Source organism: Anaerobacterium chartisolvens (assembly GCF_003337415.1).
Lineage (GTDB): Bacteria > Bacillota > Clostridia > Acetivibrionales > DSM-27016 > Anaerobacterium > Anaerobacterium chartisolvens.
This window is the reverse complement of the sequence record NZ_QPJT01000014.1, coordinates 71,825-97,443: the sequence shown is the minus strand read 5'-3', so window position 1 is coordinate 97,443 and position 25,619 is coordinate 71,825. Positions and strand designations below refer to the sequence as shown.

Annotated in this window: 17 protein-coding genes; all 17 read right to left on the bottom strand. The window is 44.4% G+C overall.

Going from position 1 to position 25,619, the window contains the following annotated elements:
- Positions 1 to 470: 470 nt before the first annotated feature.
- The 17 genes from DFR58_RS12935 to DFR58_RS12860 all read right to left on the bottom strand — a co-directional run bounded on the left by DFR58_RS12935 (position 471) and on the right by DFR58_RS12860 (position 25,608).
- A complete protein-coding gene (locus DFR58_RS12935) occupies positions 471 to 3,359 on the bottom strand; it encodes a carbohydrate-binding protein (protein WP_114298271.1) in 2,889 nt (962 codons plus the stop codon).
- A gap of 307 nt (positions 3,360 to 3,666) precedes the next feature.
- The gene (locus tag DFR58_RS12930) at positions 3,667 to 5,169 is read right to left on the bottom strand and encodes a carbohydrate-binding protein (RefSeq protein WP_114298270.1); all 1,503 of its coding nucleotides are present in this window, start codon (positions 5,167 to 5,169) and stop codon (positions 3,667 to 3,669) included.
- A 66-nt stretch (positions 5,170 to 5,235) separates the two neighbouring features.
- Positions 5,236 to 6,879 (bottom strand): endo-1,4-beta-xylanase, encoded by a 1,644-nt coding sequence (locus tag DFR58_RS12925; protein ID WP_114298269.1) that lies wholly within the window; start codon positions 6,877 to 6,879, stop codon positions 5,236 to 5,238.
- Positions 6,880 to 6,998: 119 nt separating this feature from the next.
- On the bottom strand, positions 6,999 to 9,704 hold the full coding sequence (locus DFR58_RS22390; protein ID WP_242987619.1) for a carbohydrate-binding protein: 2,706 nt from the start codon (positions 9,702 to 9,704) through the stop codon (positions 6,999 to 7,001).
- A gap of 79 nt (positions 9,705 to 9,783) precedes the next feature.
- Positions 9,784 to 11,961, bottom strand: coding sequence for a family 43 glycosylhydrolase (locus DFR58_RS12915; RefSeq protein ID WP_114298268.1), 2,178 nt, complete (start codon positions 11,959 to 11,961; stop codon positions 9,784 to 9,786).
- Between the two features lie 84 nt (positions 11,962 to 12,045).
- Positions 12,046 to 13,530, bottom strand: a complete 1,485-nt coding sequence (locus DFR58_RS12910; protein WP_479722743.1) for a carbohydrate-binding protein — start codon at positions 13,528 to 13,530, stop codon at positions 12,046 to 12,048.
- A 417-nt stretch (positions 13,531 to 13,947) separates the two neighbouring features.
- Positions 13,948 to 14,091: a hypothetical protein gene (locus DFR58_RS22175; protein ID WP_207659229.1), complete on the bottom strand. Its 144-nt coding sequence runs from the start codon at positions 14,089 to 14,091 to the stop codon at positions 13,948 to 13,950.
- Between the two features lie 918 nt (positions 14,092 to 15,009).
- On the bottom strand, positions 15,010 to 15,897 hold the full coding sequence (locus DFR58_RS12905) for a thioredoxin domain-containing protein (protein WP_114298267.1): 888 nt from the start codon (positions 15,895 to 15,897) through the stop codon (positions 15,010 to 15,012).
- Between the two features lie 180 nt (positions 15,898 to 16,077).
- On the bottom strand, positions 16,078 to 16,512 hold the full coding sequence (locus DFR58_RS12900) for an RbsD/FucU family protein (RefSeq protein WP_114298266.1): 435 nt from the start codon (positions 16,510 to 16,512) through the stop codon (positions 16,078 to 16,080).
- A gap of 31 nt (positions 16,513 to 16,543) precedes the next feature.
- A complete protein-coding gene (locus DFR58_RS12895; protein WP_114298265.1) occupies positions 16,544 to 17,557 on the bottom strand; it encodes an aldo/keto reductase in 1,014 nt (337 codons plus the stop codon).
- Positions 17,558 to 17,651: 94 nt separating this feature from the next.
- Positions 17,652 to 18,974 (bottom strand): class II D-tagatose-bisphosphate aldolase, non-catalytic subunit, encoded by a 1,323-nt coding sequence (locus DFR58_RS12890; RefSeq protein WP_114298264.1) that lies wholly within the window; start codon positions 18,972 to 18,974, stop codon positions 17,652 to 17,654.
- Positions 18,975 to 19,034: 60 nt separating this feature from the next.
- Positions 19,035 to 20,081: a galactitol-1-phosphate 5-dehydrogenase gene (locus tag DFR58_RS12885; RefSeq protein WP_114298263.1), complete on the bottom strand. Its 1,047-nt coding sequence runs from the start codon at positions 20,079 to 20,081 to the stop codon at positions 19,035 to 19,037.
- A 54-nt stretch (positions 20,082 to 20,135) separates the two neighbouring features.
- Positions 20,136 to 21,647 (bottom strand): xylulokinase, encoded by a 1,512-nt coding sequence (locus DFR58_RS12880; RefSeq protein WP_114298262.1) that lies wholly within the window; start codon positions 21,645 to 21,647, stop codon positions 20,136 to 20,138.
- A gap of 122 nt (positions 21,648 to 21,769) precedes the next feature.
- Entirely contained in the window at positions 21,770 to 22,819 is a 1,050-nt protein-coding gene (locus DFR58_RS12875) for a LacI family DNA-binding transcriptional regulator (RefSeq protein ID WP_242987616.1), read from the bottom strand.
- 209 nt (positions 22,820 to 23,028) lie between these two features.
- Entirely contained in the window at positions 23,029 to 23,220 is a 192-nt protein-coding gene (locus tag DFR58_RS12870) for a hypothetical protein (protein WP_114298261.1), read from the bottom strand.
- A gap of 172 nt (positions 23,221 to 23,392) precedes the next feature.
- Positions 23,393 to 24,538, bottom strand: coding sequence for a substrate-binding domain-containing protein (locus DFR58_RS12865; RefSeq protein ID WP_114298260.1), 1,146 nt, complete (start codon positions 24,536 to 24,538; stop codon positions 23,393 to 23,395).
- 71 nt (positions 24,539 to 24,609) lie between these two features.
- Positions 24,610 to 25,608, bottom strand: a complete 999-nt coding sequence (locus DFR58_RS12860; protein ID WP_114298259.1) for an ABC transporter permease — start codon at positions 25,606 to 25,608, stop codon at positions 24,610 to 24,612.
- Positions 25,609 to 25,619 lie beyond the last annotated feature (11 nt).

Sequence of the window (25,619 nt, the reverse complement as noted above, 5' to 3'; positions counted from 1 at the left end):
AGCATTCATCGTCTACGCCCAAATTGGTTATTCACCCGTCATTTAACCTCATACTTGCATGAGGCTGCCTATATCCCAGACATCCCCGTTACTCAAGCTCTGATTAAGCCGGGATATGCCAATCTGGCCTGCCTGTCAGGTTCTTTACGCCTCATCTGGAAAACGGGCTATAATTTCCAGTAAATATTGTTTGAGCAGCATTAAATCAAGTGTGTTAACTATTCCATTAGAGTCTATTTTTCCGTCTAAATTCAAATTTACGTGCGGCAGCTAGATGGTTGCTGTTACCTGTTAGCTTATACAATTCATAAAGGCAATCATTCATTCCGCCATACTTGCTGTAGCTTGTATACAATTCTGCTGTTTGTTTATACCAGGCTAGCAAACGATTAAGGTGAATCGATTGCAAATAAGCTATTTCTTTGTTGAAGGCATTTACTAAATAGGGTTCTGTAAAGGGTACACTATTATTAGCCTAAATAAGGCAGCTCCGATATAATGCCCAAAAGGTATTGCTTAAAAACGGCAAAGTCACGTGAATCAATTACTCCGTCACCATTCAGATCTCCCGCTTTCAGATCATTGTCTACCGGAAAATCCTCAATAGTTCCAAGAATGTACATTTTCATCAGGGCATAATCGGTTGTATTAACGCTTCCGTCCCCGTTTAAATCTCCTACAAGGACAGGCTTCACACTCTCTTTAATAAACTGGAACCAATTGACGTTGAACAGGTATCCGCTTCCTCCCGTAAATTTAAGATACAGATCATGTGTTCCGCTGGCTCCGCTGATATTGCACTTTGCATCGGCCCACGTCTGCCAGCCTCCTGTACCGGTGACCGCACATGTGCCTACTAAAGGCCCGTTAATACTGTCAAGTCTGATTTCAATATTGCCTCCGCTGGCTCCGCTGGCTACTCTGGCTTGAAAGCCGGTAGTGTTGCTGCCAAAGTTAATACCCTTGTAAACAGCGTAATCCCCATTCTCGATATATCCTATATTCTGTCCGCCTTCACTGCAGGTTTCGGTTTGGATACCCGACTGGGAGGTGTAGCTCTCCGCTTCGATCTGTGAGGCTGATCCGCTCACTCTGATGAGTGCCGCTGATTCACCTATCTTAGTGCCTGATGAATTTACTACACACAGCTTGTACGTTCCGGCCGCTTGGGGAGCACAAATGGTTGTGGCAGTTCCTGATGCCTTAGTCATGGAAGGCCCTTCAGCAAAGCTCGTCGTTCCCGCGGGAGCAAACCATACTGTGTTCGCCGCGCTGCCGCTGCTCCTTATGCTTATATCCTCTCCCCCTCTTGCAAAGCAGCTCGCCGGGAATACATAGTCCTGCACCGAAAGCAAGCTTTGGGGTATAATGTTTCGGTATTCTTCCTGAATTCCGGAATTTAAGCATACATTGTACTGTGCCAGAGGCCATACGTTGTCCGGAACTGCAATCGGCGTGTCTATGGTACTATTTGGGGGATTTTTACCCATTTTATTTACCGTTGCATATGTTCTTAGTATTGTCAGATGATGTTTGTCACCATAATCCTCACAGTTAATTGTATACGTTACGTTCGGACTAATATCAAGTACATTGTCATTTTCAATTATGTAAGCAGTTCCTTCATCGTTATGTAAACCATATGTAGGTCCGGTGGCGTTCGAAGGAACTCCCTTAACATAGTTCTCATTAATGTTCGTCCCCGGCATCTGACCTATGGTGTATATTCCACCGCTGTCATGGAGCCTGGTCAAAGGATCGATAATACGGTTATAGCTTATGGTATTATTTTTACAGGTAGTGGAGTCCTTAAATTCTTTCCATCCCCACCCTAAGTGGATACCATTATAGGCTGTCGATTGGACGTGGTTATGAGTTATACTGACTGTATCCGCAAAGTATGCCGTTATGGCTGCGCATCCCCCGAACCCGGGCGCAGTGCTAATATCGTACAACATATTATTGGAGATTGTAATATTTTTGCATACGCCTTCTACGCCCGTAGGATATTTTGCACGGCTTCCTCCGTTTCCGATGTAAACATGCTGCGGATGGCCTATCGTCATACCGCTTGATGTGATGTCGGTTATATAGTTGCCGATGAGAGTTGAATTTATGACATCGTTTACCATAGTAATTCCGTCATTACCGCTATGCTTCACTACATTATCAATAAAATTGATGGAGTCACTGCTGCTTACGTTGATCATGCCGGGCAATGTGTCAACAAGGTCATACTTGGTTTTGTGCCAATTGTCATTATAAAATGCTATAAATGCTTGTGAAGCCTGACATGTCGATTTGCCGCGTGAGCCTGCGACATTAACAAGTCCGTAATCGGTATTTGCAAAGGTAATTCCCTGGAAGGTTATATTCTTAACCCTGTTTGTTGTTGAGGTTCCTGCTATATCTATAAGCTTCTCTACCACAGGAGCTTCGACATTGGCAGTAGCCATATTTTCACCCGATCGCGGATAATAGTAAAGCGTTTTTGTGGTTTTGTTAAAGTAGAATTGCCCCGGAGAATTTAAAAATTCAAAGGCATTATAAATAGTATGAGTCCCGCTTGCCGAAAAGGCAGCCCCCCAGCCCGGCGTCTGCGCTATCGCTCCATACGGCTGCTGCAGAAGGAGTACCCTGTAATTTCCCGAGGTAATAACATCTCTAGTACAAACTATGTTTTCATTCCATGTTGTACCGTTTACTATCTCAAGATCGTCTTTGTTTTCGGCAATAGTCGGTACATCCGATGCGTTGTACTGAACTCCGTCACTTTTACTTCCGCCCGTCCAGGCCCAATCGGCCTGGCCCTGCGTTACAGAATAAGTACCGTATCCTCCTCTGGCTGTGACTCTTTTGCTGGTCATAGAGGCTCTGCGGTCATTCACATAAAGATTCCTCAGCTTGGTGGAGCGGTTTAAGGAAGCCTTATATATATTGCCGCTGTGCTGAGTCCAACCCGTAACCTTTGTTGCACCATTTAAAACAGGTTTTTCCCCCTCATATGCCTGATAAAATATTCTGTATCCGTTTGACCCGGAATCCTGCGTTCCAAAGGTAATGGTGCTTGTTATGCGATAGTCTCCACCCCTCAGATAAACATAAATATCACCCGTCATGCTTTTGTTTATAGTACGCACAACATCACGGGCCTTGGTAATTGTTTGAAACGGAGCGTCAATTGTCCCCGGGTTGCTGTCGCTTCCCGCAGGAGATACGTAATAGGTTGCCTGAGCCGACGGCACTGCGGCATGAACCTTAGGTGCTGAAACTGCAACATTAAAAATACTGATTAACACAATAGCAAAAGAAATAATCAGCGCCATGTGCCTTTTTAACTCATTTCTTTTAAATAACATACTTATTTCCTCCTATATTGTACTGCAATAAGGATATACAGCATACTGTTCTCTAAGAAAGCATCTCCTTTAGAAATGGTAACCCGCAGTGCAGAGCTTAAGAAATTTTGGATATAAATTTATGGAAAATGCCGCGTTGGTTTAAAAAATACCTTTAAGGTTTAAGCCCCAATACCCAAAGAGTATTGGGGCTGTCTCACCACTAGCTTTTCTCACCGGCAGTCTAAAAATCCCTCCGGCAGCCGCTTTCTTACTGTAAAATCCTTATCCGCTTGTACATATCCAAATAATAAACTTATTTTGTTAATTAGTAAGGCAATTTTGGAATAAGACCTAACAGGTATTGTTTAAAAATGGAGAAATCAACAGAATTTATTACACCGTCACTGTTCAAATCTCCGGCCTTAAGGTCGTTTTCCACTGGGAAATCCTCAATGGAGCCAATAAGGTACATTTTCATCAGAGCATAATCCGTTGTATTAACGCTGCCGTCTCCATTGAGATCCCCGACAAGCACGTCAGGCGTGCCCCCCTTGGTAAATTGGAACCAGTTAACATTAAACAGATATCCGCTTCCTCCGGTATATTTCAGATATAAGTCATGCTTTCCGCTTACTCCGCTGACATTGCACTGTACATCTACCCAATTCTGCCAGCCACCGGTTCCTGCAACTGCACAAGTCCCTATCACGGGGCCGGTGATGCTGTCAAGCCGGATTTCAATATTCCCTCCGCTGGTATCGCTCGCCACTCTGGCCTTAAAGCCTGTCGCACCGCTTTCAAAATCAATGTTGCTGTAAACGGTATAATCTCCGTTTTCTATATATCCTACGCACTCTCCGCCTTCGGAGCAGCTTCCGTCCTGAATTCCAGACTGGCTGTTATAGCTTTCTCCCTCAATCTTTTCAAAGGCTGATCTTGGTTCAGGAGGAGTAACAGGCCCATAATCCGTAAACCCTCTTGCACATGCCATCTGGGCAAAATTCCACAGGCTGGGCTTCCATACGGTCCAGTCATGCCCGTTGCCCTGAAGTAGCCATTCAGTGTAGGAAATATTGTTGCTTTTGCAGTAGTCCCTTACTCTATTGTTATTTGATATAAGGAAATCCGACGTACCACAGGAAAGGAACAGTAATTTTAAATTTGCCCTGACCTTGGCTCCCCCGTCAGGGAACAGTTGTCCAACCTGTTTGGTAATCGGCGATGACGAAAAGCCTCCGACATAGTTAAATTTATCAGCATTGGGCAGTCCTATATTCAGCGATTGTGCACCGCCCTGTGAAAGTCCGGCAACCGCCCTGTGCTTAGCGTCATTATAGACAGAATATTTTGATTCAATGTAAGGCACAAGGCTATTAATCAAATCCTTTGTGAAGTTTTCCCATCCATCGGATATGCCATTTCCTGTTGCATTTCCATTCGGTAATACACAGATAAACGGTTGAATTTTACCGGCAGCAATGAGATTGTCAAGTATAACATGGGGAACACCGCTGTTGTACCACTCATCTTCGTTTCCACCAATGCCGTGAAGTAAATACAGCACGCTGTATTTGTTGCTTGCAGAGTATCCTGGAGGCAGATAAATTCTGGCCCTCCTCTGGCTGTTTGTCGCCGACGACTGATAAGTGATGTAGCTCACCTGTCCATGAGGAATATTGTTCTGAACCCTGTCATACCCTGATGGTGGTGCAGCCGGAAGCGCATCCGCCGCTATAGAGCTCAAAGGCATCGACAACAGCACTGTAAGTGCGAGAAAAAGCAATGCTGTCTTCCTGCTTATTTTATTTATCAAGCTTTCTCGTTTCATTTTATACCTCTCCTTTCGTTATTGCGGGCATTTATCTGCCCTGACTATTTAAGTAGAATACTTTTTTTAGTTGGAATGAGGTAATTTTGTAATAAGCCCCAGAAGATATTGTTTGAAAACAGCGAAATCAACGGAATTTATTACACCGTCACCGTTCAAGTCTCCGGCTGCAAGGTCATTTTCCACTGGGAAATCATCAATAGAGCCAATAAGGTACATTTTCATCAGGGCATAGTCCGTTGTATTAACGCTGCCATCACCGTTGAGATCTCCTACAAGGACAGGAGGAGTCACACCTCCTTTGGCAAATTGGAACCAATTAACGTTAAACAAGTACCCGCTTCCCCCGGTATATTTCAGATACAAATCATGTTGACCGCTGGCGCCACTCACATCACACTGTACATCTACCCAATTCTGCCAGTCGCCAGTTCCCGGAACTGCACAGGTCCCCACCACAGGCCCTGTAATGCTGTCAAGCCGGATTTCAATATTACCTCCGCTTGTGGCACTGGCTACTCTGGCCTTAAAACTTCCCGCACCACTGCCAAAATCTATTTTCTGATATGCAGTATAATCCCCGTTTTCTATATATCCTACACATTCTCCGCCTTCAGAGCAGCTTCCTTTCTGAACTCCCGACTGAGAGTTATAGCTTTCCCCTTCTATTTTCGTATAGGCATCCCTTGGGTCCACAGGCCCTACAGGCTCATCGGGAACATTGGCCATGTACTGCTTAAGCCATGTGAGTGCCGGCCTTTCCGTTCCGTTGCTCATCAGCAGATGAGAATTTGGTATCCATGTTTGACCTTGTACATAGCCCCAAAATGTAATTGCTTTTACTGCAGAATGCTCATACATAACGGGGAACAGCTCCTGCATCTTGTTTTTCTGTGTAGTGTCATTGGCAATATCCAGATCAAATTCCGAAATATATATCGGAACCCCTGTAGCAGCAAGCCTGTCCAGTCTTGACTTTAAGCTTGAGGCACTTGTACTGTCCAGTCCGTGAGCCTGACAGCCGACACCGTCAATGAGGTTTCTGGCCTTTAATATGTTGACTACCGGAATATAGCTGTCAAGACAAGACCATTGATTAAGAACATTATAGTCGTTGATCAGAAGCTTGGCATTCGGGAAATACTGGCGCGCCTTTTCAAATGACCATACTATCCAGTCCCATCCGGTTCCATACAGTCCGTTGTCGCCTCCGATGTCATTCTTAAAGGGAAATGGGGCATGTCCCGGCATTGCTTCGTTTACAACATCAATATATTCTATGTCGGGGAAATTCTGTGCGACCGCTTTATACCAGTTTTCTATTGCTGTTCTTCTGGCTGTGCCTGAGAGATTGTTTAACCAGTTGGGATACTGTGAGCCCCATATTAATGTATGGAACTTGAAAGGAATTTTATTTGTTTTGCAGTAATTGTACATCGCTTTAGCTGCTCCGAAAGAGTAATTACCCTGCTGGGGTTCGCACGGTCCCCATTTTGTGGAGTTTTCGGGTGTGAGCTGGTTCCAGTAATCGGCATACTTGGTTGGCGCATTTGAGCCCGCCCATATGTTTCCGACCCATTTGGCCTTCCCTGTAGCCATCGCTGCGCTTGCTGTAAGAGGGAAGCTGCTGCTTATAATGCAAACAGCCAGAAAAACTGCCGTCAGAACACTTACTATCCTGACCTTACCACTTTTTTTCTTGTTTAACATACATCATAACCTCCATTATTTTTTTTATAATCCTATGGATTTAAAATCCATATTATTATTAAACGGAAATGCGGCATTCCTTCATCTCATATTGCCTTATGATCCTCGGCTATGCCATCTTACCATCCGAGAACCTGAATCATTTTTTCGGCATACCTCTTGCCCAAAGTCACTGTTGAATCATGCCCAAAGTGAAGACGATACGTTGTGTCGGAAGAATCCACAAGCAGACCGTCTGCTGAAACCACATAGCAATTCTTAATTAAGGAGGGCAGCTTATTTACCTGAGTATTGTGACCTGCACAGGGTCCGCTGTAAAGCAGCTCTCCCGCGAGAAAAGGAATATCTCCCAGATTCAAATCCTTTTTAAGATCGTTCACAAGCGTGCTTACCTTGCCCGGCCAGCTTGTATCTCCGCTGTTTGATTCTCCCTGATGGAATATAATGCCTTCGATAACTCCTCCCTTTTGCTGTGCAAGCTTTGCGCGGTTGACAATCCAATTATATTTGCTGCCTCCGTTCTTCATAAAGGTCTCTATCTTTTCACCGCTTATAGCGCATGGTATCAGTCCGATAGTATCGCCCTCCGGCACCTTCTGTATCATGGTCTTGCCAAACCAGTCCCCCGGTCCTATTGCATCAAGCCATGAAGCGTGCAGAGGCGGACATGCCACATCCCACTGGTCTGTTACCCTTCCAAGTGAAGCATTGTTATCATAGCCCAGCACAAGCACACGGGGATCCTCTCCCTTGTCAGAAGCCTGAGATTTGGCATATCCCGCCATATTGGACTGCCCCAGCAATAAGAAGCAATGGAACTTTTCCTCAGGATCTTCTGGCTCTTCGGGTGTCGATTCTCCTGGGAAAACACTTATTATACCCAGTAAATATTGCCTCATTAATGCATAGTCAACAGAATTTACAACACCGTCTGCGTTTACATCGGCATTCGACAAAGCCCCCCCCGTGAGTGGGACAGCGTCGGTCAGATGAAGCTTTAATGCCGCATAGTCAATTGAGTTGACGTTTCCGTCACCATTTAAGTCTCCCAGCTTTCCGTCAGGGGTTGAGGTTTGTGAGAACTTAAACCAGTCGATATTGAACAGGTACCCGCTTCCTCCGGTATATTTCAGGTATAGGTCATGCTCGCCGCTTACGCCGCTGACATTGCATTTTACATCAGTCCAAACCTGCCAGCCTCCTGTTCCGGGAACTGTACAGCTTCCTACTACAGGTCCGGTGATGCTGTCAAGCCGGATCTCTATCTTACCCCCGCTGGTATCACTGGACGTTCTGGCCTGAAAGCTTCCCGCACCTGTGCCGAAGTCAATCTTTTTATAGACGGTGTAATCGCCGTTTTCTGTGTATCCTACAGCCTCACCGCCTTCGGAGCTGCTTACGCTCTGGATTCCAGACTGAATATCATAGCTCTCTCCTTCAATCCTTTCAAAAGCCGATCTTGGCTGGGAGGGTGCGTTCCCATCAAACTTCCACCAGTTAAGGTTCATCAAAAAGCCGCTTCCGCCGGTAAATTTAAGATACAGGTCATGCACCCCGGACACACCGCTTATGTTGCAGGATTTAGTAGCCCAGGTCTGCCACCCGCCCGTACCCGAAACAGCACAGGTTCCGATCAGCTTGCCTGTCGGGCTGTCAAGCCGAAGCTCAATATTCCCTCCGCTGGTTGCCGAGGACACTCTTGCGTCAAAGGATGTGGCACCTGAACCGAAATCAACTCCCTTTACCTTTATATAGTCGCCGTTTTCAATATTGCATACGTTCATTCCGCCCTCATTGCATTTTTCGGTTCTAACGCCTGAACTCCCACAAACTGTTTCACCCTCTGTTTTGACATACGGGTCCAGATTGCCGATCTGAGGCGCTCCCGTTGTGCTCATATTTATGGTCGGAAATGTGCCGTCGGCGTTATACTTGAACTGCTCGACACATACGGAACGATGGAAGCCTCCGCCTCCCGGCAGCGCACCGTTATGATAAAAGAAGTAGGAATTGCCTTTGTAATCAATTACCCCGGGGTGGTTGGTAAAGCTGCCGCCCTGAGTAGGCATAATCTTACCCCTGTAAGTCCACGGGCCTGTCGGGCCGGTGCTTGTGGAATAAGCTATATGCTCTGATATAGGCCCTCCTGCGAACACCATATAGTATAATCCGTTACGCTTATAAAACCACGGGCCTTCTTCATAGCTAGTCGGTCTTTCGCTGTTACTGCGCGTTCCAAAGCTTGCTGTTGTCAAAGGGATTTTAGAAATACCTCCCGAATAGGAAATCATATTTTCATTCAGCTTCACATAATAAAGATTTGGATTTCCCCAATACATATAAGCCTGACCGTCATCATCTATAAATACCGTGGGATCAATATCCTCCATGCTGTTGTTAATTAAAGGCTTTCCCAAAGGGTCGGTAAACGGGCCATAAGGGCTGTCCGAAACGAGTACACCAATCCCCTTTAAATGGATGGGACAATACAGGTAAAATTTCCCGTTCCGATAAATGCACTGGGCCGCCCAAGCACCGTTACTGCCTGCCCAGCTAAAATTCTTAAGACTTGCTACAGCCCCACGATCAGTCCAATTTACCATATCCGTTGTGGAATAGCATCTCCAGTCGGTCATGGTAAAAAAGTCATTTATCAACGTATCCTCATCATGGCTGGTGTACACATAGCATGTTCCGTCATATATCATAGGAGCAGGGTCTGCCGTATAAAGCGTTTGTACTATGGGATTATCCGCATAGCCCAATGTCGGAAGGAATATAAAAGCCATAAATAAAAAAACCAAAATCTTACACGCCTTTTTCATAAGCTTGCCTCCAAATTACTCTTTATTTGCATTAGACCCCTAGATGTGCGAAATACTTCGCATCTATTTGTAATGCAGCTTATCCCGGAAATTCCGTTATAATTCCCAGCAAATACTGCTTGAGCAGCGAAAAATCCAGTGAGTTGACTGATCCATTGCCGTCTAAGTCGGCCGGTGCCAGATCCTCAAGGGTTTCCAGACCCAAAAGGTGCTTCTTCATTAAGGTGAAATCTATCGAGTCTACCTTTCCATCGGAATTTAAGTCACCCAGCAGCTTTTCAGAAATGCTCCCCTTACTGAATGTAAACCAGTCGATATTGAACAGGTATCCGCTTTCTCCTGTATATTTGAGGTATAAGTCATGCTCGCCGCTTGCCCCGCTGATATCACACTTTACATCAGCCCAAGTCTGCCAATCACCTGTTCCGGGAACCGTACAGGTTCCTACTACAGGGCCTGTGATGCTGTCAAGCCGGAGCTCTATCTTACCTCCGCTGGTGGCACTGGATGCTCTGGCCTGAAAGCTTGCGGCACCACTTCCAAAATCAATTTTTTTGTAAACAGTGTAATCCCCGTTCTCTATGTATCCTACAGCCTCTCCGCCTTCGGAGCTGCTTACGCTCTGGATTCCCGACTGAACGTCATAGCTTTCTCCCTCTATCCTTTCAAAAGCTGACCTTGGCTCGGGTGGAGGAACATCTCCGCCCGGAATATCATTGAATCGGAACCAGTCAACATCCATATAGCCGGTACTTGCGGAGGTATTAAAATTCAAGATGGCATACTGCTCGCCCTGGAAGGTGCCGTGCTGCCAGTCAAAGCCCATAGTTATTGATGTTCCGAGCTGCTGCCAGCTCTTGGCTTCACTATCCTTCCAATAAAACTTGGCCTGTTTGTTGTTAAAATTCATTTCTATCCTGAAATATAGGGTATTTGAGGTTATATTGTTTACAGTTGCTTTTACCGTGTCTTCTTCCGACATTATGATACGCTTTGGATTGCCGGTTACGGCAATATACCCGCGCGGATCACCCAGCATTCCCAATCCGCCTATGTCTCCGGGCTGCATAGCACTGCAGTCAATTTTAATTGTACCCGTGCTTATGGGGCCCTGGCCCTTTTGGGTCAAGCTGTTTCTGGCACGCCAGAAATCAGGGCCGGTAGTAGCTTTCAGCCTTAAGGCAGACCCTGTCAGTGACCATTTTGAATTATCCGGGTTATGGTTCCACATCCATTGAAGCCCTAAAGAGCTTCCGTTAAATTCATCCGAAGTTGCCGGGACCTTAACCGGTTTATTTTGAATGGGTTTGGTGTAGCTGGATTCAACCTGCCCCGTATGTCCAGACCTGCCGAACATTGGCCAGTCATTCTGCCAGGTAATGGGGCAGATTCTCGTCATACGTCCGATTGCGCCGTCATCCTGATGGAGATAGCCCCAGTAAGTTCCGTCGGCCAAATCCACGATACCTCCCTGATGTCCGCCTTTTCCGGCGGTACACAGGGTAATGGTCTCACCATAAGGCCCCCATACGTTTGATGCTCTTGAGCAAACCAGCCTCTGTGCAGGCACGGCGTTAAACAAATAATATTTGCCTTTGGCTTTTATGAGATGCACGCCTTCAACATTATTATAAGAGAGAATTGTTCTCTGAGATCCTGTTGTGGCACTTAAGTTTGAATTTAGCTGTATCATTTTTATGCTGTTTTCCCACGCGCCTCCCCATGCCAGAAATGGGGTGCCGTTATCCTCAATAAATAAACAGGGATCAAAATAACTGCCTCCCAGTGTGTTATACTGCCAAGGCCCTGCTACATCCTGAGCATAGTAAATTCTTGTCCTCTCACCATTAGGAGTTACAACCACATAAAAGGTGCCGTCCTTATAAGCTATCGAAGGAGCAAAGCAGCCGTTGCCGTATTTTGTGCCTCCCTCCAGATTATACGCGTTGCTTCCTGTAAATGATGATATACAATGACCGGCAATCTCCCAGTTAACCATATCCTGAGATTTCAAAATAACCAGCCCCGGAACGTTGGCGAAAGTCGAGGTAGCCAAATAAAAATAATCGCCAACCCTGATCATGCTGGGATCGGGGTAATCAGCATATAACACCGGGTTATTAAATGTGCCGTTTTCATTATCGGACTGCCAGGCATATGCAAATACCGCTTGCGAAAGCAGCAAACACACCATCACCAGAAAAACAAGAACTTTTCTCAATCCAAAAAAGCTTTTGGACTTATGTGTACTTAACATACTAAAACCTCCTCACATGCTTAAATATTTAATGTCTAAAATTTTTAATGAGCAAAATCATATTCCGTTCGCTCGCAATGTGCTTTATCGTGGAAATTCCGTTATAATTCCCAGCAAATACTGCTTGAGCAGCGAAAAATCCAGTGAGTTGACTGATCCGTTGCCGTCTAAGTCAGCCGGTACCAGATCCTCAAGGCTTTCCAGACCCAAAATATGCTTTTTCATCAGGGTGAAATCTATCGAGTCTACCTTTCCATCGAAATTCAAATCTCCCGGCAGCTTTTCAGAAATGCTTTCTTTTCCGAATGTGAACCAGTTTACATTAAACAGGTATCCGCTTTCTCCCGTATATTTCAGGTATAAGGTATGCTCCCCGCTTGCGCCGCTGATATTGCACTTTGCATCGGCCCAATTCTGCCAATCTCCTGTCCCCGCAACTGCACAGGTTCCTACTACAGGACCGGTAATGCTGTCAAGCCTAATCTCTATATTGCCTCCGCCGGTGGCACTGGATACTCTGGCGTGGAAGCTGCCTGCACCACTGCCGAAATCCACTTTTTGGTAAGCCGTATAATCCCCGTTTTCTATATAGCCTACAGCTTCCCCTCCTTCGGAGCAGCTTACGTTCTGGGTCCCCGACTGGGTACTGTAGCTTTCTCCTTCTATCCTCGTATAGGCTGATACCGGCTCAACCGGAATCTCAGTCGTAAGTCCCGCCGCATCTGCCATCTGGAGGAAATTCCACAGTCCGGGCTTCCATACGTTCCAGTCATGGCCTCCTCCCGGGATAAGCCAATAGGTATTATTAATGCCTTTGGAGTCGCAATAGTTGTGTACCCTTTCTCCAAAGCTCAAAAGGCCGTCCGCAGTCCCACATGCAATAAAGAACAATTTCAGCTTCTGCTTTGCGGCAGCTCCCCCATCGGGAAATAATCTCTCATTTGAATAGGTGTTGGGAGCCGAGGAAATTGGCCCTAGATAAGGGAATACGTCCAGATTTGTCAGTCCTATATTGAAGGTTTGCCCTCCTCCCATTGAAAGTCCGGCAAGCGCCCGGTGCTGGCGATCGGTATAAACAGAATAGTTTGATTCGATATAGGGAATGAGACTGTTTATCAAATCCTTTGTGAAATTTTCATAGCCGTCGGATATCCCTGTTCCCGTCGCATTAGTGTTTGGTGATACTATTATCATAGGCTTGATTTTGCCTTCCGCAATGAGGTTGTCGGCAATAATGTTGGCCCTTCCGCCCCAGTCGGCAAACCAATTGCCCTCATCTCCGCCAATACCGTGCAATATATAGGCAACGCTATATTTCTTGCTTGCCGAATAGCCTGCGGGCAGATAAACCTTCGCCGGACGATTGCTGTTTGTTGCTGTGGATCTATAAGAAATATTTACGACCTGTCCCTTCTGGACACCACCCCTGACCTGATCATAGCCTGACTGCGGCATGGTTGGGAGCGCTGCCGCCATCACACTTAGGGGGATTGAAAAAGCTATGGCGAGAATACAAAATGTTGCTGTTATTTTCCTGCCTATTTTATTCATTAAACTTTTTTGTTTCACTTTATTTCTCCCTTCTTTTTGGTTATCTGCCTCTTAAGGAACATAACGGTACACTTAACTTAAATTTGAAATTCATCTTCCAGTCAGTGTTTCAACCATCCTCAATTTTCGTACAAGCACAAAAGCATTACCTGCGTTTGCTATCCTTAAAACTTTTCCTCCTTCCTTTCGCCTTATTACACCCGTTGCAGTCGTCTTTAAAAGGCAGCCTATCTTTATATTCCCCTTAATACAAAAATAAGTAAGCCGCTGACCGTTGAGTACCTTCTGTATGAGAAAAGCACTTTAACCGGTTTAGGATTATAAAATACGCAAAGGTTTACATTTTCGGCAGTTATTCGATTGCATACGAATAATCTGCAAATACGGCAATAATACCTCAAGTGGAGACAGATATATAAATTAATCAATAATTTCTTAACACCTTTCGGTATAGAGCATTACCCCTTCCGGAGCTACCGCCCCTGCCAAAATCTGAAATGCCGATTTAATGAATGCCAGTGCCTGTATTACCCCTCTCACATAAGCAGTAATATGTATACTTAAATCACCTCCCTTCACACATAATTAATGTAAGCCTGTCCGACGTCCAATGGAATCCTCTCCGTTGGTCATCGGATAAATAAAGGTCAGAAACGGCCGCAAAGCTCTGCTCCGGGTATGTGATTTAAAAGATTGTAGTTACGGGAATAAAAACTAAAGAAAAAGTTTGGAATGTTAATATGATTGGATGCTATGAACTGAAAATAAATATGAGCAGCACCCGGCAGAATTACCGGTTATGCCTGGAATTTAAGTGGCATATATAAAATTGATATATTCAGAAAATTGTATGCAAATATGTAAGAAGGAAAAAGCTATTTTGCGGGCTTTCCCTGACCTGGCTTAAAATCGTGTTAAGTTTTCAAAGGCCAATAGTCCATCTATGTTAAGCACATCCTTTCAACCATGCTGTCTCATTTTTCACGGCAGTGTCCTTAATATGATGCAACCTTCTATTTCATCATTTATATATTTTGTTTTGCTAAGAGGTTTTATTGCCCGAGCGATATCCAGTACTCTGTAGAAGACTTTTCTTCCGGCATACAAGACACTTCACACTAACGCACTTTAACAGAATTGGTTCCCCTCTGGTACCGGCGCTTGTACCGGGAATTTGTTATGTTAAAAAGCACTGGTTCCGCATTGTATGCTTCCGTAAGGATTGATGATTCTATATATACGTGACCCTCTGCCGTCGGTCAAAAAAACACCCTCCATATCTTTGCAGGACGAAGTCTTTTTGGCAAGCACGGCCGCGCTGTTATGTGTATTGATATAATTATAAGAAATAATGTTCCCAACAATAAACGATCACTTTTTAGATGTTACATTCCATTCATAACCATCAATACTATAATTATATAACTTTAAAAGATTAGTTTCAATAAAAAGAGCATAAATCTTTAAATTTTTGTAAATTATTTTATAAAAATAAGACTATCCCATAATATGTTTGACAGTATCACCGGCATCGGTAAACAGCCTTTCAACAGAATAATCGCTATTTATTATAAAAAACAGGGGATATTTGCGTTTAGACGCCTCTATCCCCTGCGCATTTGTAAATATATTGAAATATACCTGCTGGGGATCAATTTCAAAGTGTCTGTCATAAGGCTGCCTTGTGTCAAAATCCGGGCGCACGGTAATGACATTTATCTTTTCATACATCGAATCAATATTTTGCCGCACAATTTCTTCAGTTTCCCTGCAGGTTCTGCATCCCGACGACACAAACATAAGCAACGTCTTTCCGCCATTATCTCCCAAGGAAGCACCCGGCTCCGATGCATTTTTCAGAATCATTTCGGCAGCACCGACACTTAAATCCTTTTTCCCGCCCAGCGCGATGATTTCATTTATCAGAGATACATAGCTGTAGCCGGTAATCATAATAATTTTACCGTTCTCATCGGTAAGGAATGCATCAGGCCTCGATTCACTCAAGGAAGCCCTGCGATTAAGCGAATAATTGAAGCTTAAGTCAATTCCCGTCTCAGCTATACTTTCCACAGGTATGCTGTCTTCCCACACCACTGCATAGCTGATATTCTCAACGCTTATTAAATTAATTACCTTTGATATGCAATTCAGCCTTTCCATACAGGCGCTATCAGTGCTGTCAAGATAGAAAAATACTCTGTATTTACCTCCGATATCACCTGCCCTGCTTACCCCTCCCGAGGCATTAAAAAATTTAATCCCTGAAGGAATTACATCTCCGGACTTAAGCTCCAGTCTGTTGAACGGGTGAAAGGCATAAACCGCCAAGCCTATTATCAGAGCAGCCACAGCAGGTACTATCAAAAAAACATATCTTTTCATGCTCCGCCACCGCCTGTGCAATCACAAGGATAAATATTTTCATATGATATATTACTATAATTATATATCTTAAAAATATTAAATTCAACAAAATTCATACATATTTTGTTTTTTTTTGTAAATTGCACATTAGCTTGGCGGCATGGCCGGAGCGACAAAAGGATAAATCCCTTTATATGATTACCTGTCTATGACAACACCCTTTTTCAAAATGATATTTGCATAAAGTGCCGCTTCACTTGTTGCAATTACGGCATATGCGCTTTTTGTTCTTTCATAGAAGGCAAATCTCTCAATATTTTCTATTTTGTTGTTTTCCGGCTCGTGCTTATTGATTATTTCCTTGTAAACGTCCCATATTGGCGTTTCCACCGTATCGCCCGGTACAACCTCCATTAACGCCACCGGCTTTTCCACATAAGGATCGAGCGGGAAAAACTTCAATATTGCATCCAGTACTTCAGGCACACCGTGTCCGTCCAGCCTGATTACCTTTTTCCCAAAGGTGCCTGACGGAAAATTGCCGTCTGCTATTACTATTTCATCACTGTGCCCCATTTCCATAAGTGTTTTCAATAATTCAGGGGTTAAAACAGAAGGAATCCCTTTTAGCATAAAACCTCCAAATCCGCAGTCAGCGGCCTCATTATTTTGTTATTTCTCCGTTCAGATCCCACAAATCCTTCCAGTCCTTTGCTCCATCCCAGAGGAATACCTGTCCCTTTATAAGCCTGCAATTTTTGTCTGAGCCCTCGATTTTTTTCATTTCCTCCTCTGTCAGAGGGTCCTCAACTGCGCAGCGTATATTACTTGCATACTCTTTTCTGTGAATTGAGAAGGGAATTGGGGTTTGTCCTCTCTGTACCGCCCATTTAACACAGATAACGGCGGGATGAACGTTATGAGCCTTAGCTATTTCAACAATTGCCGGGTCCTCAATATCAACATAGTCCTCCGAGGTCTTATCGCGATCTGGTCTGGTTGGAGAACCTATCGGGCAGAAGCCAATGGGCTGTATTCCATGATCGAGAGCAAACTTGAACTGCTCGGGCTGCTGGAAGCATGGATGAAGCTCCATTTCAATTGCTGCCGGCATAACGGTGCAGTACTTGAATAGCTCCTTTAATTTGGGGACAGTCATATTCGACACTCCTATATGCTTTACATAACCTGCCTTCTGCAGTCTTTCCATCTGGTACCAGGTTTCCATATACTGTTCAATTGAAAACGGCCTTGCATTCTTATTGTGATAGTCGGGAGCAGCTCCCTTCGGGTGGAAGTTCCTGAAAGGCCAGTGTACAAAATATAAATCTATATAGTCAAGCTTCAAATCCTTTAAGGATTTTGCACAGGATAACAGTACATCTCCTTTCCCATGCATATCATTCCACACCTTTGAAGTAATAAACAGCTCCTCTCTCGTTATGCCGGACTTCATAATGTCTTCAAAAACTTCTCCTATCAAATGCTCATTACCATAAACAGACGCACAGTCAAACAGCCTGAAGCCAACCTCTGCCGCACCCTTTACCGCAGCAGCGATATCTTCGGCCGAAAATCTGTCGGAGCCGAAGGTACCCATGCCTATACCCGGCATTTTATCTCCTCCGCGCAATATTCTCTGAGGCACCAAGCTTGGATTTACAATATCATTACTCATAAGATACATCTCCTTTTTTTACTTTAATATTTATTTAAATCGCCCGGAATAGTACTTCTTTTGCTGTTGTACCGGGAATAAAGCCCGCTTAAAATTACTGCCGCTTCGCTTCTGTAGCGTATAAATAATCGTCTACACAGTTCACAACTCTGTCCTTTAAAAGGCTCACCGGGTCATTTGATAAATTGCCGCTTCTTACCTTGATGTATTGAACAGGCATATACTGGCTTAACAGAGATAGCGGTATTGGGGCTGTTTCAAGATTTTCCACAAGCCTTTTTATGGAGCTCTGCACATTAGGATCGGGAAGATAATACCTGCACCTGTCTGAGAAGCTGTATTTTCTGGCAAACCTTATCTTTACTCCGCTGCCGTGGTAATGCTTCTTCCAGTTGCCGGGATTTTGAAGCATGGCCTCGTCAAATACATTTACAAGGTTTGAAAGATGAATGTCGGGATTATATCTGAACAATTCCTCTTCAATCATACTGAGAGCAAAAAGTCCTTCTCTCAAGGCAAAGGTCAAAGCAGGCCCGACCTTCAAAATAGCTATTCCATCCTCAACCATTTCCTTTAGTCCCTCTGGAGTCTGATAGTCTGTGGAATGGCCCTCAAAAACAAGGCTGGGGTACTTCTTGAGTGCATTACACAAGTCTTTTGCCGCTTCACGGTTGTATTCATGAATAGTTTCATCCCCGAACTCAACTCCCGGCTGAACTACAACGGCAATTACATTATCCCACGCCTTGTAAAGCCCCAGCTTATGGAAGGCCTGTTTAAAGGTTTCCACCGTTGCTTCAAAGTCATCTACCTTTGTAACCTGAATTCCCTCTTCCTCCTCCTGACTTCCCCCCGGGATAGGCACTTCACTGCCTACCACATATACAGGCTGCAACGCGTTTTTATCCTTTTCAAGAAGTTCTGCATATGCCTCCTCCGCAACCTTGCACAGTATGGCGCCCCTTTCGGCAATAACATGCGTGTCCAGCTTTTCATTGATATTGTCGTCCGCGAGGTGCATACTTGTGTCAATATGGATTTTTGTGAATCCCGCCGACACATACTGCTTCAATAATTCACAGGACTTCTCCATTGCCGTTACGGATTGTTCATTTTTCCATGTAAGAGGCCCAAGATGATCTCCTCCCAGCAATATTTTCTCCTCGGGAAATTGAACCTTCCCGGCGATGCCGTATACAAAAGCTTTGAAATCAGCCGGCTTCATACCGGTGTAGCCTCCAAACTGGTTGACCTGATTTGCGGTAGCCTCTATCAGAACATAGCTCCCCGATTTTAAGGCCCTCTCCATAGCCGCCTCAATAACGTATTCATTTGCGCTGCAAGCCGAATATATTCCTTCCGGTATCCCCTGCTTCTGTTTTGCAACCAATTCCTTCAATGGGTGTAAACCCTCCATTGTTACGTCCTCCCTCCTAAAATAATGTGATCTTTTGCATCGTTAAACCATTCATTTAACTCACTCGTTAACTATCAGCACCTTTCCCTTGACGGTGCCGGGGATCTTGAACATATCAAAAGCATCCTTTATATTGCAAAGCGGAACCTTTTTGAATATAAAGCTGCTGTCAAACTTAAGTGCTCCGGTTGAGAAGTAGTGAGCCGTAAGCGACCACTCCTTGCCGGGGAACGGCGCACTGTACGACATCCACGAGCCGGTAAGCTTGAATTCCTTCCTGTTCATGTTTTCAAAAAGCTTGGGAGTAAACACAAGATCCTTAGTTGGCGTGCCGATAAAGCATACCGAGGACTTATTTCCGGCTATCTCAAAAGCCAGCTTCATTGTTACATCAACACCGGCGGTTTCATAAACAAATCCAAAGCCCTTTTTGCCGGTCAGCTCATCCACCTGCTGGCGGAAGTCCTTATCAAGCGTGTTGACAGTCACATCGGCGCCCAGCCTTTTTGCAAGTGCCAGCCTGTCATTATCAATATCAAAAACAAAAACCCTTTTTGCACCGAAAATCTTAGCCCACTGCGCGGTAAACAAGCCAACCGTTCCTCCCCCGAGAATAGCCACATCCTCTCCCGCACGATAGTCGGCGCAAAGCAAACCATGAATCGCAACAGTAGCGGGCTCAAAAAACGCTCCCTGCTCAAAAGATACACTATCGTCAAACCTGACGACATTTCTCTCCGGCATCTTAACATACTCCGCAAAGCTCCCCTGCTCCCTTGAGCCGATAAAGCTGTAATGCTTGCATAGTGCATAATTGCCCTTCTGGCAGTCATCGCATTTCAAGCACGGAACCAAAGGCACGCCTGCAACTCTGTCCCCAACCTTAACCGAGGTTACTCCTTCACCCACCTCCGCTACTTCCCCTGAAAACTCATGCCCCAGCACTATGGGGAAAAAGTGCGCCCCGTCTCCAAGAACCCTTGGAAGGTCTGAGCCGCATATACCCGTGGCCCTTACCTTTACAACAACCTCTCCCTTTGAAGGCACGGGTGTTGGTATTTCTTCACATCTGATATCATCCTTTGCATGTAATACTCCCGCTTTCATAACTACCTCCTTAAAGCGTTCCCACGCTGTTTAATATTTATAAAACAAATTTCTTTAAACTTTTTGCATTGTGTCCTTAAGCTTTTCATACAGCTCAAGATAAATGCCATAGCTTTTTTCATACACGGAATGGGCCTTCATGTCGGGCTGGTGTGTGCGTGTAATTACAATTGTGTCCTCCACAGCCTGCTCAAAGCTCTTGTACAATCCCGTTCCTACACCTGCCAGAATTGCGGCTCCCAGTGTTGTAGCTGTATCTGAGGTTGGAACCTTAATAGTTTTACCTGTTATGTCGGCCTTAATTTGTGTCCAAAGCCTGCTGTTTGCAGCTCCGCCCATTGCAATCAGTTCGTCTGCCCCTACGCCGATCTCCTCCGCTGTTTTCATGTTGTGCTGCAACGCAAACGCACAGCCCTCCATAACGGCTCTGATCATATGCGCTCTGGTCTTGCTGTAATCCAGGCCGAAAAATACTCCCTTTGCTTTCCTGTCCCACAGAGGAGACCTCTCTCCGGCCATATAAGGTAAAAACAACAGCCCTTCGGAACCCGCGGGTATTTTTTCAGCTTCCTCATCCATAATCTTGAATGGGCTGGAGCCCCTTGCTCTGGCTTCCATTTCCTCAAACGCCCCAAACTCCTGCTTAAACCACTTTATCGCCCCTCCTCCGCCTACCGTTCCTCCCTGCAAAAGCCAAAGATCGGGTACGACATGAAAGCTTAAAATAAGCTTGGGGTGTGCAACCGACGAATCTAAGCATATGCTCATACCACCGGCTTGCCCTCCCTGCTCCTGAGTCTGTCCCACTTTTACAACTCCCGCGCCGAGTGTACCGCAGCATGCGTCAAGCCCTCCGGCAACAACAGGTGTTCCCTTTGCAAGCCCTGTTTGGGCGGCGGACTCAGCCGTCACTTCTCCTATTACATCATGACATTGATAAATTTCAGGAAGCTTTTCCCCGTCAAATCCCAGCTCTTCACAAAAGCCCTCATCCCATTTCCCTTTCTTCATGTCAAAGGAATGTATTCCATACCCTTGAGACAAATCCTGAGATATCTGTCCTGTCAGTTTAAAAGCTATGAAGCTGTTGCTCTGTAAGAACTTATAGGTCGAGCTGTAAACATCGGGCATGTTTTTCTTAAACCACAGTATCTTAGGCGTTGAATAGGTAGGCTCAAACGAATTGCCGCTTAATTCAAAAATTCTGTCAAAGCCTATTCTGTCCACAGTCTCCCTGCATATGTCGGCCGCCCTCGTATCCATCCAGATGGGGGTATTGCTTAGAACCTCACCCTTTTTATTAATGGGTATGGCAGACCAGCTCTGCCCGTCAATGCCTATTCCTGCTATCCGTGCCGCATCTATTCCCGGATAAGCAAGTGTCTCTTTGATTGCCGCACATACAGCTTCCCACCACTCATCCGGGTTTTGCTCTACAAATCCCGGAGCAGGATAGTATACCTTATACTCCTTTGCAGCTTGCGACAGCACTTTGCCTTGAAGGTCAAAAACTGCTACCTTGCAGGCCGATGTTCCAATATCAATTCCTAATAACAGCTTTTCCATATTACTTACCTCATTACGTTATTCTGTATTTTTTAATTTTAAAGCTAAACGTTTAGCTCTATCTTAAAATATATGAGAAGCAAATCCCTTCACTTCCCTTATAGTTTTAACTAATTAATAAATCAATCTCCTATCTTCCTGACGGAATCCTTTAAAATCAATTCGGTCTTAAGGCGTACCATGGATGGAAAGCTTGAACCGTCACCCCGGAGCCTCTTTAAAAGCATATTGGCAGCAACCTCGCCAATCTGCTTAACCGGCTGGATTACTATAGATAACGGCGGCTTTACAACCTTTGCAAGCTGCAGGTTATCAAATCCTATAAAGGATATGTCGTCGGGTATTTTTATATCGCTTTCGTTTATAGCCATTATGGCGCCAAGAGTCATTTCATAGTTTGTCACAAGAACGGCGGTCGGAGGTTCCTTCATTTTTATTAATTCCAGAAGAAGCCTGTACCCGCTTTCTATCTGATAGTCTCCTTTTTTTACAAGCTTATGGTCTACAGTCATGGCATAATCCTCATGCACTCTCTCGTAGCCCCTCAAGCGCTCCTGAGCAGTGTATATATCATCAGGCCCGCATATAATCCCAATTCTTTTATGCCCCAGAATTATCAATTGTTCTACCGCATTATAAGAGGCGTTTAGGTTATCCACCAGTACGGCGTCACAATCCACACCCTTTAGAGCCCTGTCAATCAGCACAACCGGAATATTTCTGCCAATAACCGAATTAATAATTTCCAAATCGCATCCCATTGGCATGGTAACAATTCCGTCCACCATTTTTTTTACCAGAAAATCAAGCTTTTGCTTCTCAAGGCTTTTATCTTCCTTATAGTCGCAGATTATAGTACTATATCCCTTATCAATTAAAATGCTTTCTATATTTGAAAGTATACTGGTAAAAAATATATTCTCAAGGCTTGGGATTAGTAACCCAACTGTCATTGTTTTATTGGTTTTCAGCCCTCTGGCAATCTCGTTAACTTCAAAACCCAGCTCCTTAATCGCTTTATCAATAATGACACGGTTTTCCTTCAGGACATTACCGCCATTGATGTATTTTGAAATTGTCGCTATTGAGAGTCCGGCTTTTCTGGCAACATCCTTCATTGTAACAGAGATTATAATCACCTTCATTCGCGAAACGTTTAGCTCTATATTCATAGTACCAAATCGATATTAAAAAGTCAATTGCTATTTACAGAAAGGGTGCATAAATTATATCTGACACAGCATTTCGGAAAATCGCCATAAGGATTACAATTGAAGCACCTTTTTCACATAACAGCATAATTATCCAAAAAAAAAGGTTAAAAAGAGCCAATATATTATGGCGTTTTATTCCAAATCCAGATTTTTAATAAGCTCCCTATCTATCTTCCCCTCACTTCGAGGGGAAGGAAAAGAAGGTCCATGTAGGACTTGTAAGATGTCTCCTCATTTCTTTCGCTAGCTGCTTTACATGCGCCTGCGTTGTTCTTCTCATTTTCTTCTCCAGCGCCCTTCTTTTTCTTCCCCTCAATATGAGGGGAAGATAGAAGGGGAGTTAAAATTTGTATTTTCATTCATATTACCACAAAATATATTCGTTGCTAACATTTTCGTCACTTAAATTAAATACACCCTTACAGAAAAATTAAAGCCCGATATGAAAACAAGGGTTATGCCTCCCGGGAATAAGCATGTGGGGAGGCATAACCATAATATAATTAGGGAAGATATTGATTTTATCAGCTTTTAGTCGTACAGCAGCATTGCTATATCGGATTGTTCCATATTTTTTGCAGTATAGAACTTGCATCCTGTATCTACATCCTCTACAGCCTCGCCCTTAATAGCCTTTGCTGCAAGCTCAACGGCAAGATAACCGATAGAATACGGATCCTGTGTCACCGACCCAAGGAACCATCCATTTTTTACGGCGGCCTTCTGCGCTTTTCCTGCATCAAAGCCGACAACCGTAATATTTTTGTACTTTCCGTTTGCTCTGTCAAGGTCTTTACCGTCTGTAGTTGCCGCAAGGATTCCGTTTACGGAAGCTTCATTGGAGGCATATGCTGCGATAAGTCCCTTTGTGTTAAGCAGACTTTGTGAAGCATTCTGAGAATCGGTAGCATTTGATGAAGGAGGTATTGTAACAAAAATATTTACAGCAGCTTTGCCGGATGAGGCAGCCTTTTTAAACTTTTCATGGCCTGTAACGGCTACCTGCCCTGCAAACAGCGTCTCACACTTCTTAACCATTTCATTTATAAATCCATTAGTACGTCCTATAATAGATGCAGATGTAGCATCCTGAGACTGAACGCCGATAGTTACGGGTTTATCAGTAGATGCTGCTTTCAACGCCTCCTGAAATGTCGGGTCTTCAAACATGGATACCGCCGCAAGTGCTCCGGCATTTTCATTATTTGTTGACGCGGTAGCAAACAGGGTTCCTTCAGGAGCATCAGGAATACCGGAGTCAAATCCTATGATAGGAATATTCTTGCTTTTGCAATCGTTAAGCTGCTGTGTTACAGAGCTTGTATCAAGCACAGCTAGAGCAAGGGCTGCCGGTTTTTTAGCGATGGCGGAATTAATCATGTCAACCTGAACATTTATGTCGGACTCAGACGGCGGACCGTCAAATGTCATGTCAACATTGTATTTTGCGGCAGCGTCTTCGGCACCTTTCTTTACTGTCTGCCAGAACTGATGCTGAAAGCCTTTTGAGATAACCGCAATATAAGGCTTTGAGGAGCTTCCTCCCGCGGATGTGTCTGCACCGGTTGAAGACGTGTTTCCCGTGGATGACGGCTGTGAGGATCCGCAGCCTGCTATGGATACAGCAAAAACAGAAATCGCTACAGCTAAAGATAATATTTTCTTGATGCCTTTCATAGTAAAAAGTCCTCCTTAAATTTATGTTTTATATTTAAGCATACGCTTAAAATCGTAAAGTAACTAAAAGCTTAATCCTTTTTTACCTGATTTGCTTTTTTATTTCTGTAAATATCCAATAAAACCGCACCTATTACAACAAAACCGGTAAAGAATGTCTGCCATTGGCCCTGCAGGTTCATAGCCATAAGGCCCTGCTTGAGAACACTCATGATAAATACGCCTATTAAGGTTCCCGATACTGTACCGATACCGCCGGACATGGATGTGCCCCCGATTACAACACCCGATATTGCATATAATTCAATTCCATTTCCCGTGCTGGGAATGATTGATGTGTATGCCGCGGCATACATTATTGCCGCCAGGCCTCCAAAAAACCCGTCCAGCGTGTATACCACCATTTTCCATCTATCCACCTTAACACCTGACAATCTTGCAGCCTCTTCATTGGAGCCTATTGCAAAGGTATACCTGCCGATTATTGTTTTGTTTAAAATAATGTAAGCTATTATAAGAAATAATGCCAGCCACACCGCTCCGACAGGAAAACCGCCGGAGGTTTTGTAAAATAAGAACTTAAACCAGCCGTCAGGATCTGTTACTGTAGGGTAACGCATAGTCATAACCTTTGAAATAATAGCTCCCAGACCCATTGTTATGCTCATGGTTCCCAGTGTGGCAATAAACGGAGGCAGCTTTAGCTTTGCTATCATAATGCCATTCATCAGCCCAAAAAAGGTTGAGACAAAGAAAATCAAAGCCAGTGACATTCCTATGGGCCAATGCCAGATATTATACGCAACGCCACCCAGTAAGGCAGAACACATCATTATTGTCCCTGAAGCAAGGTTTATGCCTCCGGTTATTATTACAAAGGTCATGCCCAGTGCAAGGAATCCAATGTAGTATGACGAATCCAGTATATTGACAAGTGTTGCAACTGAAAAAAAGTTGTTGCCAAATATCGAAAAGAATATATAGAGAATGAAAAGCGTACTTAAAGCCAATATCTTTTGAAATCCTGCAGAACCCCCGCTGATAGAAAGCTTGTTATTTCTTTTAAACATAATTGCTACCT

What these genes read in the sequence shown, in the direction of transcription:
- DFR58_RS12885 (WP_114298263.1), bottom strand. Translation starts at nt 20,081, where the DNA reads ATGAAAGCGGGAGTATTACATGCAAAGGATGATATCAGATGTGAAGAA.
- DFR58_RS22390 (WP_242987619.1), bottom strand. Translation starts at nt 9,704, where the DNA reads ATGAAAAAGGCGTGTAAGATTTTGGTTTTTTTATTTATGGCTTTTATA.
- DFR58_RS12895 (WP_114298265.1), bottom strand. Translation starts at nt 17,557, where the DNA reads ATGAGTAATGATATTGTAAATCCAAGCTTGGTGCCTCAGAGAATATTG.
- DFR58_RS12870 (WP_114298261.1), bottom strand. Translation starts at nt 23,220, where the DNA reads ATGAAAATACAAATTTTAACTCCCCTTCTATCTTCCCCTCATATTGAG.
- DFR58_RS12860 (WP_114298259.1), bottom strand. Translation starts at nt 25,608, where the DNA reads ATGTTTAAAAGAAATAACAAGCTTTCTATCAGCGGGGGTTCTGCAGGA.
- DFR58_RS12925 (WP_114298269.1), bottom strand. Translation starts at nt 6,879, where the DNA reads ATGTTAAACAAGAAAAAAAGTGGTAAGGTCAGGATAGTAAGTGTTCTG.
- DFR58_RS12915 (WP_114298268.1), bottom strand. Translation starts at nt 11,961, where the DNA reads ATGTTAAGTACACATAAGTCCAAAAGCTTTTTTGGATTGAGAAAAGTT.
- DFR58_RS12880 (WP_114298262.1), bottom strand. Translation starts at nt 21,647, where the DNA reads ATGGAAAAGCTGTTATTAGGAATTGATATTGGAACATCGGCCTGCAAG.
- DFR58_RS12900 (WP_114298266.1), bottom strand. Translation starts at nt 16,512, where the DNA reads ATGCTAAAAGGGATTCCTTCTGTTTTAACCCCTGAATTATTGAAAACA.
- DFR58_RS12890 (WP_114298264.1), bottom strand. Translation starts at nt 18,974, where the DNA reads ATGGAGGGTTTACACCCATTGAAGGAATTGGTTGCAAAACAGAAGCAG.
- DFR58_RS12865 (WP_114298260.1), bottom strand. Translation starts at nt 24,538, where the DNA reads ATGAAAGGCATCAAGAAAATATTATCTTTAGCTGTAGCGATTTCTGTT.
- DFR58_RS12935 (WP_114298271.1), bottom strand. Translation starts at nt 3,359, where the DNA reads ATGTTATTTAAAAGAAATGAGTTAAAAAGGCACATGGCGCTGATTATT.
- DFR58_RS12930 (WP_114298270.1), bottom strand. Translation starts at nt 5,169, where the DNA reads ATGAAACGAGAAAGCTTGATAAATAAAATAAGCAGGAAGACAGCATTG.
- DFR58_RS12905 (WP_114298267.1), bottom strand. Translation starts at nt 15,897, where the DNA reads ATGAAAAGATATGTTTTTTTGATAGTACCTGCTGTGGCTGCTCTGATA.
- DFR58_RS12875 (WP_242987616.1), bottom strand. Translation starts at nt 22,819, where the DNA reads ATGAATATAGAGCTAAACGTTTCGCGAATGAAGGTGATTATAATCTCT.